This is a genomic window from Thalassospira sp. SN3W, assembly GCF_038070535.1.
Lineage (GTDB): Bacteria > Pseudomonadota > Alphaproteobacteria > Rhodospirillales > Thalassospiraceae > Thalassospira > Thalassospira xiamenensis.
Genome location: NZ_CP121124.1, coordinates 1,731,013 through 1,748,782, shown reverse-complemented (window position 1 = coordinate 1,748,782; position 17,770 = coordinate 1,731,013). Strand labels below are relative to the sequence as shown.

Below are 17,770 nucleotides of genomic sequence, written 5' to 3'. Positions count from 1 at the left end.
AAGCATAGTTTTTAGGCAGATGATCCGCTATGTGTAGCCATGGAAGGAAGCTGCAGTTTTCCGTCATTTCCGGGTGTGGGGAACTTCAGGTTGTCTTCCCAAATACATGTGACATCCGAGGTGTGTAGTGTCGCCCGCAAAGGTCGGCACTTCGGTTCTGGCAAACAGAGCCGATAAAAAGGGAAATTGGACATGAAAGCCCGAAGCGACGACCCGAAACGGGAAGTCATCGACAAGGTTGTCGAACAGATCCAGCAACGCTTGACCGGTAAGATGGCGAAGGATGCAGAAGCATTCGTTCGCCTTTTTTACAAGGATGTACCGCCCGACGACATGGCAGGTCGATCCGTCGACTCGCTTTATGGCGCGGCACTGACATTATATAAATTCGCGCAAAAGCGCCCATCGGCCAATGCCGCCAAGATCCGGGTCTATAACCCCGATCTTGAAGAGCACGGCTGGAAATCCGATCACACCGTGATCGAGATGATCAATACGGATATGCCGTTCCTGGTGGATTCCGTAACGTCTGCGCTTAACGAATTCGATCTGACCGTCCATCTGGTCATCCATCCGATCATGCGTATCGCGCGTGATGATCGTGGTGAATTGCAGTCGGTCGAAGCGGTCGAGAATTCGGATGCGTCGCGTGAATCCGTGATGCATCTTGAAATTGACGAGCAGACCGACGAAGCCGTTCTGCGAAAAATCCGTGATCGTCTGGAAGACGTTCTTACCGATGTCAGTCTTTCGGTCGAGGATTGGCAGGCGATGCTGTCAAAAGTCGCTGAAGTTCTTGATGGCATCAGAACCGCGCCAACCGGTATTTCCGCAGAAGACCAGAAGGAAGCCCAGGATTTCCTCGGCTGGGTCCATAACGATCACTTCACCTTCCTTGGCTATCGTGAATATAAATTCAGCGGTACGGGCAAGAAGGCCAAAGTGGACGTTAATCCGCAAAGCCAGCTTGGGATTCTGCGCCGTGAAGGGACGCATATCTTTGATGAGCTGCGCCAGATCGGCAATCTGTCGACCGAGGTGCAGGCATTTGTCGCCCAGCCAAGTCTTCTGATGGTGACCAAGGCCAACAAGCAGTCAACCGTGCATCGTTCGGTGCATCTCGACACGATTGTCGTCAAGCAGTTCGATGATGAAGGCAAGGTTGTCGGTCAGCATCTGTTTGTCGGTCTGTTCACCTCGGTTGCCTACAACCTCAGCCCGCGCCTCATTCCGCTTCTGCGCATGAAGCTTGCCGAAACCATCAAGCGTGCCGGCTTCCCGCCTGCCAGCCACGATGCCAAGGCATTGGTCAATATCCTTGAAACCTTCCCGCGCGACGAGCTTTTCCAGATCGAACTTGATGATCTGTATCATATCTGCATGGGCATCCTGCATTTGCAGGAACGTCAGCGGATTGCCCTGTTCGTGCGCCGTGATGCCTTTGAACGCTTTGTTTCCTGTCAGGTCTTCTGCCCGCGGGACCGGTTCTCGACCAAGCTTCGCATGAAGTTCCAGTCGGTGATCGAAGCCGCCTTTGATGGCAAGGTGACGGCACATTACACATTGATCGGCGATAGCCCCCTTGCGCGGTTGCACCTTCTGGTCAAAACCACGCCGGGTGAGTTGCCGGAATACAATGTTACCGATATCGAACGCCAGCTTGTTGAAACCGCACGCGACTGGGCTGATACGCTCCGTCAGGTGTTGGTCCGTGAAATGGGCGAAGAGCGCGGCTTGACCCTTTATCGTCGTTACGGCGAAAGCTTCACCGGCGATTATCGTGATCGGTTCGGTGTCGATACCGCGGCTCTTGATATCGACCGTATCGAGGACGTGATCAAATCATCGGACTTGCGGGTCAATCTGTATCGCCCGATCGAGGCCGCCGAGAACGAGCTGCGCTTCAAGATTTATAACCCCGGTGCACCGGTTCCGCTTTCCGACGTCTTGCCGATGCTTGAAAATATGGGTCTTAAGGTCATTACCGAAAACCCGTTCAAGGTCGAACCACGCGATACCGATGTGAATGTCCGCATTCACGATTTCGGGGTACTGGTTGACGGCGAATTCCACCTGCATGATGTGCGTGACAAGTTCCAGGAACTTTTCATTCGCATGTGGCATGGCGAAGTCGAAAACGACGCCTTTAACCGTCTTGTTCTGCTGGGCGGGTTGCATTGGCGCGAAGTCGTCATCCTGCGGACCTATGCCCGTTATATGCGTCAGATGGGATCGGCCTTCTCGCAGGATTACATGGCCAAAACACTGGCCAATAACGCCAGTCTCGCCGCTGCAATCGTCGATCTGTTTGTCGCACGTTTTGACCCGGATCGTGATCCGGGGCTGGCCGCCGAAGCCGAGGCCATCGAAGGCGACATTATCACCCGCCTTGAAGATGTGATGAACCCGGACGAAGACCGCATTCTGCGCGCCTTCCTCAACCTTGTTCAATCAACGCTTCGCACCAACTATTTCCAGTATGGCAAGGACGGCAATCCGAAACCCTATCTGTCGGTAAAATTCAATTCCGGCATGGTCGAAGATCTGCCGCTTCCGCGTCCTTGGCGCGAAATATTCGTCTATTCGCCGCGTGTCGAAGCCGTCCATCTGCGCGGTGGTCCTGTCGCGCGTGGTGGTATCCGCTGGTCGGACCGTCAGGAAGATTTCCGCACCGAAATTCTCGGTCTGGTCAAGGCCCAGATGGTCAAGAACGCGGTGATCGTGCCGGTTGGCTCCAAGGGCGGCTTTGTCGTCAAACGGCCCCCGGTCGATGGCGGGCGCGAAGCATTCCTTGAAGAAGGCATTGCCTGTTATAAAACGCTGATGTCAGGCATGCTTGATATCACCGACAATATTGTCGGTGGCGACATCATCCCGCCGGAACGTGTACGCCGTCTTGATGATGACGATCCTTATCTGGTTGTTGCGGCCGACAAGGGGACTGCGACCTTCTCCGATATCGCCAATGGCGTTGCCCGTGATTATGGCTTCTGGCTTGACGATGCCTTCGCATCGGGCGGCTCGCAGGGCTATGATCACAAGAAAATGGGCATCACCGCACGCGGTGCGTGGGAATCGGTCAAACGTCATTTCCGCGAAATTGGCAAAGACATCCAGAAAGAACCCTTCACCGTTGCCGGTGTTGGCGATATGTCGGGTGACGTGTTTGGCAATGGCATGCTGTTGTCCGAACAGATCAAGCTGGTTGCGGCCTTCAACCACATGCATATTTTTGTCGATCCCGACCCGGATCTGGCGAAAAGCTTTGCCGAACGCAAGCGCCTGTTTGACATGCCGCGCTCAAGCTGGGCCGATTACGATACCAAGGTCCTCTCGAAGGGCGGTGCAATCTTTGACCGCAAGGCCAAGACGCTTGATCCCTCCGCCGAGGTTCGCAAGCTGCTTGATCTTGGCACCGGCAAGGTAACGCCGGCCGACATGATGAAGGCCATCCTGAAAGCCGATGTCGAACTTCTGTGGTTCGGCGGGATCGGGACCTATATCAAATCGTCGGCGGAATCGAATGCCGATGCCGGGGACCGCGCCAACGATGCCATCCGCATCAATGGCAAGGATATCCGGGCAAAGGTCATCGGCGAGGGCGCCAACCTTGGCTGCACACAGCGTGGCCGTATCGAGTATGCCCACGCTGGTGGGCGTTTGAATACGGACGCCATCGACAATGCGGCGGGTGTCAACTGCTCCGATCACGAGGTCAATATCAAGATCCTGGTGGGCGAGGTGGTTGCCGCCGGTGACATGACCGAAAAGCAGCGTAACAAACTGCTGGTCGAAATGACCGACGAGGTCGGTGATCTGGTGCTGCGTGACAACTATCTGCAAAGCCAGGCGATCTCGAATGCCTTTGCCGGGGGCGGGGATGCGCTTGATGCGCAGGTTCGCCTGATCCGGATGCTGGAACGCGAAGGTCGTCTGAACCGGGAAATCGAATATCTTCCCGATGACGAGGAACTGGCACGTCGCACGGCCGCCCATCAGGGCCTTACCCGTCCGGAAATCTCGGTTCTGATGCCTTATGCCAAGCTGTGGCTGTATGACGAGGTGCTTAAATCCGATCTGCCCGATGACCCGATCCTCGTCGAAGAACTGGTGCGGTATTTCCCGACAGCTGTCCGTAAAAAATACAGCGCGGCGATTTCCAGCCATCGTCTGAAACGTGAAATCATCGCGACCGTCGGCACCAACAGTCTGGTCAACCGCGTTGGCGGGACCTTTGTCCATGACATGATGGAAGCCACCGGGCTTTCGGCGGTGGATGTTTCGCGCGGTTATCTGATTACCCGTGCGGTGTTTGGCCTGCGCAAACTGTGGGCGGGTATCGAAGCCCTTGATAACAAGGTTGATGCCAAGGTCCAGATCGCGATGTTCTCCCACATCAACCGCATGGTCGAAGATGTGACCCTGTGGTTCCTGCGCAATTGCGAGGAATTGAATGTCGGGGCGAAGATCGAGCTGTTCCGTCCGGCAGTCGCCAAGGTGATCGAGGCCTTTGACGATATCGTCCCGGCCGATGCGGCTTTCCGCACGACCCTGGATCAGAAATCGCAATCCCTGATCGATCAGGGCGTGCCCGAAGATCTGGCGCGCCGTGTGGCGGCAATGCAGCAGATGGTCGCGGTTTGCGATATCGTCCGCATTGCCGAGGCAACCGGGCGTGACGTCATCGATGTCGGGGCAACCTATTTTGCCATCGGGGCACGCTTCCAGCTTGGCCTGCTGCGTGCAGCAGCCGAGTCCATCGAAGCCGAAACCCATTGGCAGAAACTGGCGCGTGCCGCCGCGATTGATGATCTGTTCGGTCATCAGCGCGAACTGACGCGTGTGGTGCTTTCTTCTGGCACGAACGGCACGGTTGGTGGTGATCTGGTCAGGAAATGGGTCGATGATCATCAGCGCGGTTGTGCACGGTGTGATCAGCTGATCGATGAATTGCGTGCCGCAGGACAGATCGACCTGTCGATGATCACGGTTGCCAACCGCCAGATCAGGGCCATGGTCGGCGGCTGATCCGCACAGGCAAGGCATTTTCGCAAAAGAGGGTACTTCGGTGCCCTCTTTTTTTGCCTTCGCCCAGGGGGCTGAAATATCCCCCGGAATGTCAGGAGCAACCGGATGCCGTCGGGTTGGTAAATTTTTTGAACCGGATAACGAATGCGAAGTAATTGAATCGATTTAATTTACTGCCATTCTCCTGCCGTTTTTATATGATGAAAACCAAATGAAGTCAGGGGATGCCTTGAAAAATACCAACCGGTACGTATATTGAATACAGAAAAAGAGAAAAATGGTGTGAAAATGAGGAACGCTGCCGAGACCCGGACAAAATTGCTGGAGACCGCCATACAATTGCTATGGACCAGCAGCTATCACGATATTGGTGTCAGTGATGTCTGCAAGCATGCAGGGGTTACCAAGGGGGCGTTTTATCATCACTTTGACAGCAAGGCCGCCCTGTTTGCAGCTTCGGCGCGCCATCACTGGGATAAGGGAAAGGACGAACTCAGAGCGATCTTTTCCCCGGAAATTGCGCCACTTGATCAGTTGAACAGCTATATCGATCTGATCATGAACAAACAGAAAAAGCAGGCTATTCCGGGGGATGCCGAGGTTTGTGTCTGCCCGATTTTTACTGCCGGTGGCCAGGTTGGTCCCGAGGATATCGAAATTCAGGACTGTTCACGCGAACTTGCCGAGGAGCAGATCAAGTATCTTGCCTCCATGATTCGCGGCCTTAAGGGCGAAGGCATGCTTTCCGGGGATGCCGATGTGACGCTGCTGGCGCGTCTTGTTTTCCAGTTTGTGCATGGCTTGCTGACCTACGGCAAAGTTTTTAACAGTTTGGATACTGTTCGGTCTGATTTGCGTGTCGGCATCTGCCGGATGCTGGATTTACGCTGTGAATTCAGGGATGTTAAGGCCGAGGAAGCCTCGTTGTCAGTCGCCGGATAATTCATAAAATTTAGAACGCATGTAAATTTTTTTCATTTTCCCCTTGCTAACAAACCGATCGGTACGCATCTTCCCGTTATTCTGTCCGCGAATGCGCGGGTCACGCTATTGGGAAATGGAAAGATGCAATCACGATCCAAACTGAGAATGCTGCTGTCCGCCACAGCTGCAATCGCTGCGATTGCTGCCGGTGGTTACGGGCTTAGCACCATAGGTTCTGCGGGTGCCGACGAAGCCGTTGCACAGGCTGCACCGCAAATCACCCCCGTCACTGTCCAGGACGTGCACAGCCAGTCCGTCAGGCTTTGGAATAATTTCTCCGGCCGGCTGAGTGCGGTCGAGGAAGTCCAGCTTCGCCCGCAGGTCAGTGGTGCCATTGTCGATATCCGCTTCGAAGATGGTCAGATCGTCAAGCAGGGCGATATTCTCGCCGTGATCGATCCCCGCACATACAAGGCCGCCGTTGACGAAGCCAAGGCGGAACTGGCGGCTGCCCGCCAAACCCTGTCGCTTGCCGCCAAGGAAAAGGCACGCGCGGAAAAACTGGTGGCCAATGGCACCGTTTCCAAACGTGTCTTTGATGAACGCGTCAGTGCCGAACAGGTTGCGCAAAGTCAGGTTAACCGTGCGCTTGCCCAGCTCGAACTTGCCGAAATCGAATTTGATCATGCTTTTGTCAAGGCACCGATTGATGGCCGTGTCAGCCGGGTCGAACTGACCGTCGGCAATCAGGTCAATGCCGGGCCGAATGCCCCGGTTCTGACCACCATAGTCTCGACCGGTAAAATCTATGCCGATTTCGATCTGGATGAACAAACCTATTTCGCCAGCATCTATGACGCCAATAAAGTCAGCGGCGCGGATCAGAAAATCCCGGTCCGCATGACCATCGCCGGTGGCAAGACAATTGACGGATTTATCCACAGTTTCGATAACCGCATCGATACCCGTACGGGCACCATCCGGACCCGCGCCCTGTTTGACAACAGCGACGGCGCACTTCTGCCCGGCAGTTTCGCCAGCCTGCAACTCGGCACCTCGGCCGAACAGGATGTCATCCTGATTGCACCTGACGCCATCAGTACCGATCAGGACCGCAAATTCGTTTACGTGGTCCAGTCGGACAATACGGTTGCCTATCGTCAGGTAACGCTGGGGGCCGAAGTTGACGGGCGTCGCATCGTGACCTCCGGGCTTGAACCCGGTGACATGGTGATTGTGAACGGGATCATGAAAGTCCGGCCCGGTATGCCTGTTGCTCCTGAAATTCTGCAGGCCTCGGCATCCTGACGGATGCTTGACTGCGCGCAAAAGCTAGGCTGACTGTTATGCAGAATATATCCAGATTCTTTGTGGATCGCCCGATTTTCGCTGGCGTTCTATCCGTCCTGATATTGTTATCAGGTTTGATTGCCATGCTGAATTTGCCGATTTCCGAATATCCGGAAGTCGTGCCACCGACCGTTGTGGTCGAAGCGCAATTCCCCGGTGCAAACCCGGCCGAAATTGCCCAAACCGTCGCCTCCCCGCTTGAAGAACAGATCAACGGGGTCGAAGGGATGCTTTATATCAATTCGCTGGCGACGACTGATGGTCGTCTCAGCCTGACCGTGACCTTTGAAATCGGGACCGACCCCGATCTGGCACAGCAAAAGGTCCAGAACCGGGTCTCGCAGGCCGAACCGCGCCTGCCCGATATCGTCCGTCAGCTTGGCGTGACGGTGTCAAAGCAGTCCCCGGATCTGACGATGGTGGTGCATCTGCTCTCGCCAAATGACCGCTATGACATGCTGTATCTGCGCAACTACGCGACCCTGAATGTCAAGGATCAGCTGGCCCGCATCAAGGGCGTCGGGCAGGTCGGACTGTTCGGATCGGGTGATTACGCCATGCGCATCTGGCTTAACCCGGACAAGGTCGCCGAACGCGGCCTGACGGCGGGTGATGTCGTATCGGCCATTCAAAGCCAGAACGTGCAGGTCGCGGCGGGTACGATTGGCGGCGCGCCCTATGATACCGGTGTGCAGTTCCAGTTGCCGATCAATGTCCACGGGCGCCTCGAAACACCCGATGAATTTGCCGAAATCATCGTCAATCGCGACGAAGACGGCACCGTAACCCGTCTTGGCGATGTCGCCCGGGTCGAGCTGGAGGCACAGCAATATGCCCTGCGGTCCCTGCTTGATAACAAATCCGCCGTTGCCCTTCCGATCTTTGCCTCGCCTGGTTCCAACGCGCTTGAAATTTCAAGCAACGTTCGCGCAACCATGGCAGAGCTTAAGCAGAACTTCCCCGAAGGTCTTGAATACAGCATCGTTTACGATCCGACCGTCTTTGTTCGAAGCTCGATCAAATCGGTGATCAAAACCCTGCTCGAAGCCGTCGCCCTCGTTGTTGTGGTGGTGACGATCTTCCTGCAAACATGGCGTGCCTCGATCATTCCGCTGCTGGCCGTGCCGGTGTCGATTGTCGGGACCTTTGCCCTGATGCTGTTGCTGGGATTCTCGATCAACGTGCTGTCGTTGTTCGGTCTGATCCTCGCCATCGGGATCGTGGTCGATGATGCCATCGTGGTGGTCGAAAACGTCGAACGTAACATCGAACGTGGTTTGTCACCGCGCGATGCAACCGTGGCTGCGATGCGCGAAGTCACCGGGCCAATCATCGCAACCTCGCTGGTCATCACCGGCGTGTTCGTGCCGATTGCCTTCATCAGTGGCCTGACCGGGCAGTTCTATCAACAGTTCGCCCTGACAATCGCCATCGCAACGATCATTTCAACCATCAACTCCCTGACGCTCAGCCCCGCATTGTCGGCACTTCTGCTAAAACCGCATGATGCGCCAAAGGACTGGCTGACCCGTGCCATGGACTTTATCTTTGGCTGGTTCTTCCGCTGGTTCAACCGGTTCTTCAACCGCAGTACGGAACTGTATGGCGGGGGTGTCAAACGGCTGCTGGGGATGAAAACCATCATGATGGCGGTTTATGCCGGATTGCTGGTTCTGACCTGGCAGGGTTTCCAGATTTTGCCGTCCGGCTTCATTCCGTTGCAGGACAAACAATATCTGGTCAGTTTCGCACAATTGCCGCAGGGCGCGACACTGGACCGTACCGAAGAAGTCATTCGCGAAATGTCTGACATCGCATTGGCCGAACCCGGTGTCGAAAGTGCCGTGGCCTTCCCGGGCCTGTCGATCAATGGCTTTGTGAACAGTTCAAGTGCCGGCATCGTCTTCGTCGCCTTGACCGACTTTGACAAACGCAAATCCGATGACCTGTCTGGGCTGGCAATTGCCGGTAAACTGCAACAGAAATATGCCGCCCTTGACGAGGCCTTCGTTGCCATCTTCCCGCCGCCCCCGGTTCAGGGTCTTGGCACGGTCGGTGGTTTCAAATTGCAGGTACAGGACCGCACCGATCAGGGTTATCGTGCCCTTGACGATGCCATGAAACAGGTATTGGCCAAGGCATGGGCCGCACCCGAACTGACCGGTGTGTTTTCAAGCTACAATATCAATGTCCCGCAATTGCAGGCCAATCTGGACCGCACAAAGGTCCAGCAGCTCGGCATTCCGGTCGATGAAATCTTCCGGACCATGCAGATTTATCTGGGCTCGATGTATGTCAACGACTTCAACCAGTTCGGTCGCACCTATCAGGTGATCGCACAGGCCGACAAACCCTATCGCTCAAGCCCCGAAGACATCCTGCGTCTGCAAACGCGCAACGCGGATGGCGATATGGTGCCGCTTGGCAGTGTTCTTTCCGTCTCCGAAACATTCGGCCCGGATACTGCCATGCGTTACAACGCCTTCCGTTCGGCTGATCTGAATGGCAACGCCGCACCGGGTTACTCCAGTGGCGAGGCCGAGGCCGCGATTATCAAGATCCTTGATGAAACCCTACCGCCGGGCATGTCCTATGAATGGACGGATTTGACCTATCAGCAGATCCTCGCGGGTAACACGGCAATCTTCATCTTCCCGATCTGTATTCTGCTGGTCTTCCTTGTTCTGGCCGCCCAGTACGAAAGCCTGACCTTGCCGCTGGCGGTCATCCTGATCGTCCCGATGAGTACGCTTTCGGCGGCCTTTGGTGTCTATCTGTTCGGTGGGGATAACAACATCTTCACCCAGATCAGTCTGTTCGTTCTGGCCGGACTGGCATCAAAGAACGCCATCCTGATTGTCGAATTCGCCCGTGAACTTGAACATCAGGGCCGGACAACCGTTCAGGCAGCCATCGAAGCCAGCCGCCTGCGCCTGCGCCCGATCCTGATGACGTCGCTTGCCTTCATCATGGGCGTTGTGCCGCTGGTGATTTCAAGCGGTGCGGGTTCGGAAATGCGCCATGCCATCGGCATCGCCGTCTTCTCGGGCATGCTGGGCGTGACCATCTTCGGTCTGATCCTGACACCGGTGTTCTACGTGCTGGTGCGCAAGATCGGCCGTGGCAACGAGGTTCGTTCACTTGATGGGGCTGACGCGCAGCAGCCCGCGGAGTAACGAAAACCGTTGCATAACAGCCGGACCATAAAGTTCCCCCGACCCCGTGGTCCGGCTGTTTCTTTCTTCTGTGAAATTGATCTCATCTGGTTTCGGTCACGCTTGCCTTGGCGCAACTTCTCCCTATCTTCTGCGCGGAGTATTCGTCAAAGGAAGTGTCGACCATGAATTATGTGCGTACAGGTTTGTTGCTGGCTGGCTTGACCGCGCTGTTTGGCGCAGTCGGCATGATGATTGGCGGGCAACAGGGCATGATCATCGCATTGCTGTTTGCTGCGGCGATGAATGTGTTTGCCTATTGGAATGCGGATTCCATGCTTTTGCGCATGCGTGGCGCAAAACAGGTGGATGACCGCACCGCACCCGAACTGGTATCGATGGTGCGCGAACTGGCCCACAATGCCGGGCTGCCGATGCCCAAGGTCTATGTGATCGATAATCCCCAGCCCAATGCCTTTGCCACCGGACGTAATCCCGAAAACGCAGCCGTCGCCGCAACCAGCGGCCTGATGAAGTTGCTTGATCGCAATGAAATTGCCGGTGTGATGGCTCATGAACTGGCCCATATCAAAAACCGCGATACCCTGACCATGACGATCACCGCCACCATCGCCGGGGCGATTTCCGCCTTGGCCAACTTTGCCATGTTTGCCGGCATGTTTGGCGGGGGGCGCAATGAAAACAATAATCCGCTCGGCGGGGTGGGGATGATCCTTGTTGCCATTCTGGCACCGCTTGGCGCGATGCTGGTGCAAATGGCAATCTCGCGTACCCGCGAATACGAAGCCGACAAGATCGGGGCTGAAATCTGCCGCCATCCGATGTGGCTGGCATCCGCCCTTAACAAACTGGACAAAGGCGTTCATGCCATTCCGAACATGGATGCCGAACGCAACCCGGCGACGGCGCATATGTATATTGCCAACCCGCTTTCGGGCAAAGGTGTGGACAATCTGTTCTCAACCCATCCGAGCATGTCAAACCGGATTGCCAAATTGCGTGAAATGGCGGGCGCGCCACAATCGGGAGCTGCCGCACCGGCCAAATCCGGTCCGTGGTCCGGGGCGGCAAAGGATCGCCGGGTGCGTCGTCGTCCCTGGAATTAATCTAAGTTACTAGAATTTTGGGGGATTTCCTGACCCCGACCTATACAAACCTTGCCGGTTTTATCCTTCGGTATGGTGCGAAATGCGATGGCGTATGATTGACGCCGCCGCCGCTGCACGAGATTATATCATAATCGTCTAAGTCAACCTCCGGCCACGGACGGATGGCGACGGATGTTTGAGAAGGGGATAAATGGCGGGCTTCTGGTCGATGGTGGGGCTTGTTTTCAAGTCCATCTTTACAGCCGGGGAAACGGTTGAAAACGGTTCTGCGTCGGTCGATGGACCGGACGAACGTGTTGAGCCATGCCTGTATGCCGTTGCCCACTTTGTCCCCGAAGATTCATCCGGAACGCCATTGCCCGATCAGGTTGGTGACTGGGTGAAACGCACCCTATCGGATATCCCCGATACTGCGCCACTGTCGTTGGGACGGCATTTCACAATCAGTACCGATATTGCCGATGCCTTTCAGGCGGTGCGCGAAGCCCATGCTGGTGTATTGAACCTTGCCCGGCGTCAGGATGCTACGGCGGTATTCTGGGGGCAGACCAATCCGGTGAACGGATTGCTGGAAGTTCATTTCAGCAACGACATGCTGGTTTCACCGCTTTATGAATTGCTGCTGCCATTGGTTCACACCTTTCGTCAGCCACAGCATAAAGATACCGCAGCGGCCCTTCATATCCTTCTGACATGTGAATTGCTGGCGCGTGCACGTGGCCGTGATCTGCGCGCGTTGCAGGTGGCACGCCTTGCGTCTCACCTTGATGACCTTCAGGAACGGATCAATAACGGCGAAAACTTTGCCGATGTCGGGCAGGGCGTGACAACCGCCTATGCTTTTGGTGCGGTTATGCTGGCTGAAACGGGTGAACGCAGCTATTGCCTCAGCGCGATCCGGGCAATTGAACCGATTGTCCGTCAATTCCTGACCCTGGCTACGGAAACGCCAAAAGACAGCAAAACGATCAAAAAGCCGACCGGTCTTCTGAATGAACGGGTCGTTCAGCAGGAAACCGTTGAAACCATCAGCAAAACCGAAGACATGTTGCGCGGGGTTGCGGATCTGTCACTGATTGATCCGGAACGGTCGGCGATCATGGCGTTGTATGGCACGCTTTTGAACTGGTCGATGGTAAGCAATATGAACGCGCGTTCAGGCGCAACAGCCATCGGCGTCTGGAAGCTTCTGGAACGCCGTTTTGAATTGATGGCGGGCACGCCGGTTTCGCGCGCGATTGCCATTGGCAAACTTGGCGAAGCCACGATGATCCATGCCAAGGAAATTGACGATATCGAAATGGCCGAAACGGCCAGTGGCCATTATCGTCGGGCGCTGGGACTTGTGAATGCCAAGGCCCACACCGTTTTATATGCCCAGATTGCCTATGGTCTGGCGGAGTCTGTTGTCGCCCAGTCCACGATTGGCAGCGTCGGTGTCGTTGCCGAACAGGTTATTCCGGTCTTTCAGGCGGCTCTTAAAGTCTGTTCAAGACGCGATCATCCCTATCTTTGGGGGCGGGCGATGTTCGCGCTTGGCAGTGTGCAATTTTCCCTTGGTGCCGCCGAAAAAGACCTTAAGACAATTTCGCATGCACGGATGAATTTCTCTCAGGCTTACGACGCCTTCGACGAGGCTGCCGCACGCGGGGCAGCGCGCGCTGCCTCGGGCAGTTTCACCCGCGCCGAAAACATGATGCATCAGCTTTCGCAACGCCAGGCAGTAATCGATGCGACCGGCGGCGCAGGAGAAGCCAAGGCTTCGTAAGGGATTTCCGGCAAAATGGTGCAGATTAAACACAAAACGCTTTAAATCAGACAAAAGAAAACCCCGCAGCCTTTCGGATGCGGGGTTTTCCGACTGCGAATGCCGGGGATCAGTTCTATTCGCGATTACCGAAGAACTGAAGCAGCATTACGAACAGGTTCACGAAGTCCAGATACAGCTGCAGGGCGCCAAAGATGGCTTTCTTGCCTGCGGTCGCCTGATCATCGTGCTCATGGTAGCTTTCCTTGATCCGCTGGGTGTCATAGGCGGTCAGACCGGTAAAGATCAGAACGCCCGCACCCGAGATCACGAACTGAAGCATCGAGCTGCCCAGGAAGATATTCACGACACTGGCCAGGATGATCCCGATCAGACCCATGAACAGGAAGCTTCCCCAACCCGAAAGGTCTTTCTTCGTCGTATAGCCGTAAAGGCTCATCGCGGCGAAGGTGCCTGCGGTGATGAAGAAGGTCCGTGCGATGCTTTCACCCGTGTAAACGAGGAAGATCGACGACAGCGACAGACCCATCAGTGCTGCATAAACCCAGAAGGTTGCCTGTGCCGCACCAAAGCTCATTTTATGGATGCGGAAGCTCAGGAACAGGACAAGCCCGATCGGAGCCAGCATCACGATCCAGTGCAAACCGGTTCCGAAAATCGCCTGCATCAGGGTAGGGCTGGTCGACACAGCCATCGCGACGATACCGGTCAGGGCAAGTGCAGATGCCATATAGTTGTAGACACGCAGCATATAGGCGCGGAGACCTTCATCAATCTCGGCCGCCGACCGGCCAACCGAGACGTCATAGCCGCGTTGACGCGTTTCAAAAGCCATTGAAATCCCTCTTTGATCCATAACGGGCAGAATGTTCATAGAACTCTGCAATGCTGAAAATATGGCAGCATTTCCGTGAAAAGCAACGGTTTGGCTAATTGTGGTGTCCCCGGAACTGACAATATTGTGATCTTGTTCACTTCGTCTCGAAACGCGATTTTCTGACCATTTCGGCCTATAATTTCGTATCCTTTCAAAGGATCGGTACTGTTACGCGCGGTTTCGCCCCGGTTCAGGTGGCGGTTTGGGGCGTCGATGGGAAAAAAAGTTTTCGATAACAACGGCATATTGGAAACCTGTGGATCGAACATCTTCTTGTTCATCTCGCGGGTGGGGCGTGCGTCGTTGCTCGGTTTTGTCCTGTCGCTTTTCGCCGTTTCTGTCGCATCGGCACAGAATCCGAATTTCGTTGCCTCAAAAAACGCAAACGAGGTGCCGGTATTTGATGCGGTTTATCCCGAAGATGAATTTTGTGCGACGGCGGGTGTCGGTGGCCTCTGTGCTGCCGAACCGGTTGATGTGCCCGAATTTGACGCCAATTTCATTTATCGCTTCGTGGCCTACGAAGCACAGCGGCCGTTTGACCGTTTCTCATGGCAGGCAATGGTTTCGCTGGTCTGGCCTTACGATGGTGACGGGAATCCGATTGATGCCGGGTACCGGCACCCCGATGCCGGGTACGCATGGTGGGAAACCTATCGTGACAAATATTCATTGTTTGCCGGGGGGTCGGCACCCGATGATCAATGTCGCAACGATCTGCCCGACGGGGCTTTGTTGCTATCGGCCTTCGTGCAGGCGTCTGGTGACGTGCTGATTGATCAGGCGGGAAACTTCGTTCTGTACGAAACACGCGTGAATGATATTGCCGCTGATTATATCCGTTGGAATGGCCTTGATAGTGCCGCCGGTCGCATGGCCTTTGCCCAAAGTGGCCAGTCTGTCGGCTTCCCGATTCTAAAGCTGTCTGCGGGGGCGGGAACCTCGCCACTCGAAAATGCAAATCTGCTGGCCAGCGACAAGACGTCTTTCAAGCCCGGCGCGCAAATGATCAAGTTTGCCTGGCGCATCATGACCGATCCCACCGATCAGGAACGCTATTATACAAAACCGGCCCGGATTGCTGTTGCGCCAAAGGATGCCGTTGATGGCAGGGCCAAATGTCTGGATGTGACGGTCGGGATGGTCGGTTTGCACATCGTTCAGCGTGTCAAAAGCGGCAATGGGGATCGTTGGATATGGTCGACATTCGAACATGTCGATAACGCACCACTGGCATCAAATGCACGCCGCCCCAACAGCATCATCGCCAATGACCTGTTCCCCGACGGTTGTCTGGGCCCGGATAAAACCGATCGTGATTACGTTTTTTATGATGGTGTCGACCGTGCCGACCATCTTGCCAATCAGATCGTACAATCCGATTTACGCTGGGCGGACGAGCCACCCTATGCCCGTGATCCGGATGGCAATCGCGTCACTGCGCCCGATATCGTCCGTTGCTGGCGGCTTTTTTCCGGAACGGCAGAGGCGAATTTCGTCTGGCAGCGGAAACTGGGTGACAGTGTCTGGAAAAACTATTTTCTGGTCGGCACCCAATGGATCGGAAATGGCGGCGGGGCCCCGTTCGGGGTGGGCGAAGTTCCCCGATTCTTAAGTAACGTCGCCCTTGAAAGCTTTATCCAGCATCAAATGGATGGCACCTGCCTTGGCTGTCATTCCACCGCGTTTACCGATGCCGGGCAACCGTCCAATTTTACCTTCCTGCTCGATCCGGGCCGCTAGCGGGTACTGCGTCATGTGGTGCCGGTCTGATCACGACAAAATGGTTCATATTTGCCGATGCATCGACTAGCATGTGCCGACCAAAACGTCGTGAAATCAAAAAATCAAAAAGACGTGGCGGATACAGGGAGGAAACATGCTACCGGTTCGTGCGGATTACGCGTCGGTGCGTTCTGATTTTGTCTGGAACGTGCCTACTCATTTCAATATTGGTGTCGATGTTTGCGACAAATGGGCAGACGACCCTGATCGTCTTGCCCTGATGTATCGCAGGCGCGATGGATCGCGCCGCGATTACAGCTTTGCGCAGCTCAAGCGCCTGTCGAACCGTTTTGCCAATGTCATGCGCCGTCATGGCATTCGTCGCGGGGATCGGGTTGGTATTCTGTTGCCGCAAAGCCCCGAAACCGCCGTGGCCCATATCGCCACCTATAAAATGGGTGGCATTGCCGTGCCGCTTTTCAACCTGTTCGGGGTCGAGGCCCTTGAATACCGGCTTGGCAACTGTGCCGCAAAGGCACTGGTGACCGATCAGGAAGGGGCACGCAAAATTGCTGAAATCCGCGATCTTCTTCCGGCGCTTGAATATGTCTATGTGATTGATGGTGCGCCCGATGGCTGTTTTGATTTCAAGGCACTCTCGGCCGAGGCCAGCGATGAATTCGAACCGGTCAAGACGCGCGCCGATGAACCGGCCCTGATCATTTACACATCGGGCACCACCGGCCAGCCAAAGGGCGCATTGCATGCCCATCGCGTGCTTTTGGGTCATCTGCCCGGTGTGGAAATGTCGCATGACTTCTTCCCGCAGGACGGCGATGTCATGTGGACCCCGGCGGACTGGGCATGGATTGGTGGGTTGCTTGACGTCCTGCTGCCGGCCTGGCATCACGGCAAGCCGGTCGTGGCCCACCGCTTTGAAAAATTCAGTGCCGAGGCCGCCTTTGGCCTGATTGCCGAATATGGCGTGCGCAATACCTTCCTGCCGCCAACCGCGCTCAAGATGATGCGCGCCGCCGGTGATGACGTGGCGGCAAAGTTCAAATGCAATATTCGCTCAATCGCAAGCGGCGGTGAAACATTGGGTGCGGAACTTCTTGATTGGGGGCGTCGCGTGTTTGGCGTCACCATCAACGAGTTTTATGGTCAGACCGAATGCAACATGGTGGTCAGTTCCTGTCAGTCGATCATGACCCCCAAACCCGGCGTGATGGGCCGTGCGGTGCCGGGGCACGAGGTCGCGGTGATCGATATGGCCGGGAATGTCCTGCCCGCCGGTGAAATGGGCCGGATTGCGGTTCGGTCGCCTGATCCGGTGATGTTTCTGGAATATTGGCGCAACCCCGAAGCCACGCGCGAGAAATTCATCGGCGAATGGCTTCTGACCGGCGATATGGGGCAGCTTGACGAAGATGGCTATATCCGTTTTGTCGGCCGCGATGATGATCTGATCAGTTCGGCAGGCTACCGTATCGGCCCGGGCGAGATCGAGGATTGCCTGATCGGCCATCCCGCCGTGCGCATGGCCGGGGTGATCGGCAAACCCGACGACCAACGTGGTCAGATCGTCAAGGCCTTCGTCGTGCTGGCCGACGGGATTGCGCAAAGTCCGGAACTTGAAGCCGATATCCGTGATTTCGTCAAAACCCGGCTGGCCGCCCACGAATATCCGCGTGAAATTGCCTTCATGGAACAACTGCCAATGACCACAACCGGCAAGGTCGTCCGTCGTGCGCTTCGTGATCTGGCATGATTTCCGACGATACCCAATCGAAATGAAAAGGGCCGGTCTGTG

At 55.6% G+C, this 17,770-nt stretch carries 9 protein-coding genes; 8 read left to right on the top strand and 1 reads right to left on the bottom strand.

Features of this window, described 5'->3' with window-relative positions; all coding sequences use genetic code 11:
• The first annotated feature begins 192 nt into the window (after positions 1-192).
• The 6 genes from P8T57_RS07705 to P8T57_RS07680 all read left to right on the top strand — a co-directional run bounded on the left by P8T57_RS07705 (position 193) and on the right by P8T57_RS07680 (position 13,355).
• On the top strand, positions 193-5,028 hold the full coding sequence (locus P8T57_RS07705; protein ID WP_341365073.1) for an NAD-glutamate dehydrogenase: 4,836 nt from the start codon (positions 193-195) through the stop codon (positions 5,026-5,028).
• A gap of 288 nt (positions 5,029-5,316) precedes the next feature.
• Positions 5,317-5,970 carry a TetR/AcrR family transcriptional regulator gene (locus tag P8T57_RS07700; RefSeq protein ID WP_037990756.1) on the top strand — a complete coding sequence of 218 codons (654 nt, stop codon included), beginning with the start codon at positions 5,317-5,319 and terminating at the stop codon, positions 5,968-5,970.
• A gap of 123 nt (positions 5,971-6,093) precedes the next feature.
• Positions 6,094-7,260, top strand: coding sequence for an efflux RND transporter periplasmic adaptor subunit (locus tag P8T57_RS07695; protein WP_114094743.1), 1,167 nt, complete (start codon positions 6,094-6,096; stop codon positions 7,258-7,260).
• A gap of 38 nt (positions 7,261-7,298) precedes the next feature.
• On the top strand, positions 7,299-10,478 hold the full coding sequence (locus tag P8T57_RS07690) for a multidrug efflux RND transporter permease subunit (protein ID WP_341365072.1): 3,180 nt from the start codon (positions 7,299-7,301) through the stop codon (positions 10,476-10,478).
• Positions 10,479-10,642: 164 nt separating this feature from the next.
• Positions 10,643-11,584, top strand: a complete 942-nt coding sequence (gene htpX, locus P8T57_RS07685; RefSeq protein WP_341365071.1) for a zinc metalloprotease HtpX — start codon at positions 10,643-10,645, stop codon at positions 11,582-11,584.
• 193 nt (positions 11,585-11,777) lie between these two features.
• Entirely contained in the window at positions 11,778-13,355 is a 1,578-nt protein-coding gene (locus P8T57_RS07680; RefSeq protein ID WP_341365070.1) for a hypothetical protein, read from the top strand.
• A gap of 115 nt (positions 13,356-13,470) precedes the next feature.
• Here the strand turns inward: P8T57_RS07680 and P8T57_RS07675 are convergent, their stop codons facing one another.
• Positions 13,471-14,190: a Bax inhibitor-1/YccA family protein gene (locus tag P8T57_RS07675; RefSeq protein ID WP_007088742.1), complete on the bottom strand. Its 720-nt coding sequence runs from the start codon at positions 14,188-14,190 to the stop codon at positions 13,471-13,473.
• 255 nt (positions 14,191-14,445) lie between these two features.
• Between P8T57_RS07675 and P8T57_RS07670 the strand changes: the two genes are divergently transcribed.
• Both P8T57_RS07670 and P8T57_RS07665 read left to right on the top strand, forming a co-directional pair.
• Entirely contained in the window at positions 14,446-15,975 is a 1,530-nt protein-coding gene (locus P8T57_RS07670) for a hypothetical protein (RefSeq protein WP_341365069.1), read from the top strand.
• 136 nt (positions 15,976-16,111) lie between these two features.
• Positions 16,112-17,728, top strand: coding sequence for an acyl-CoA synthetase (locus P8T57_RS07665; RefSeq protein ID WP_341365068.1), 1,617 nt, complete (start codon positions 16,112-16,114; stop codon positions 17,726-17,728).
• Positions 17,729-17,770: the final 42 nt, after the last annotated feature.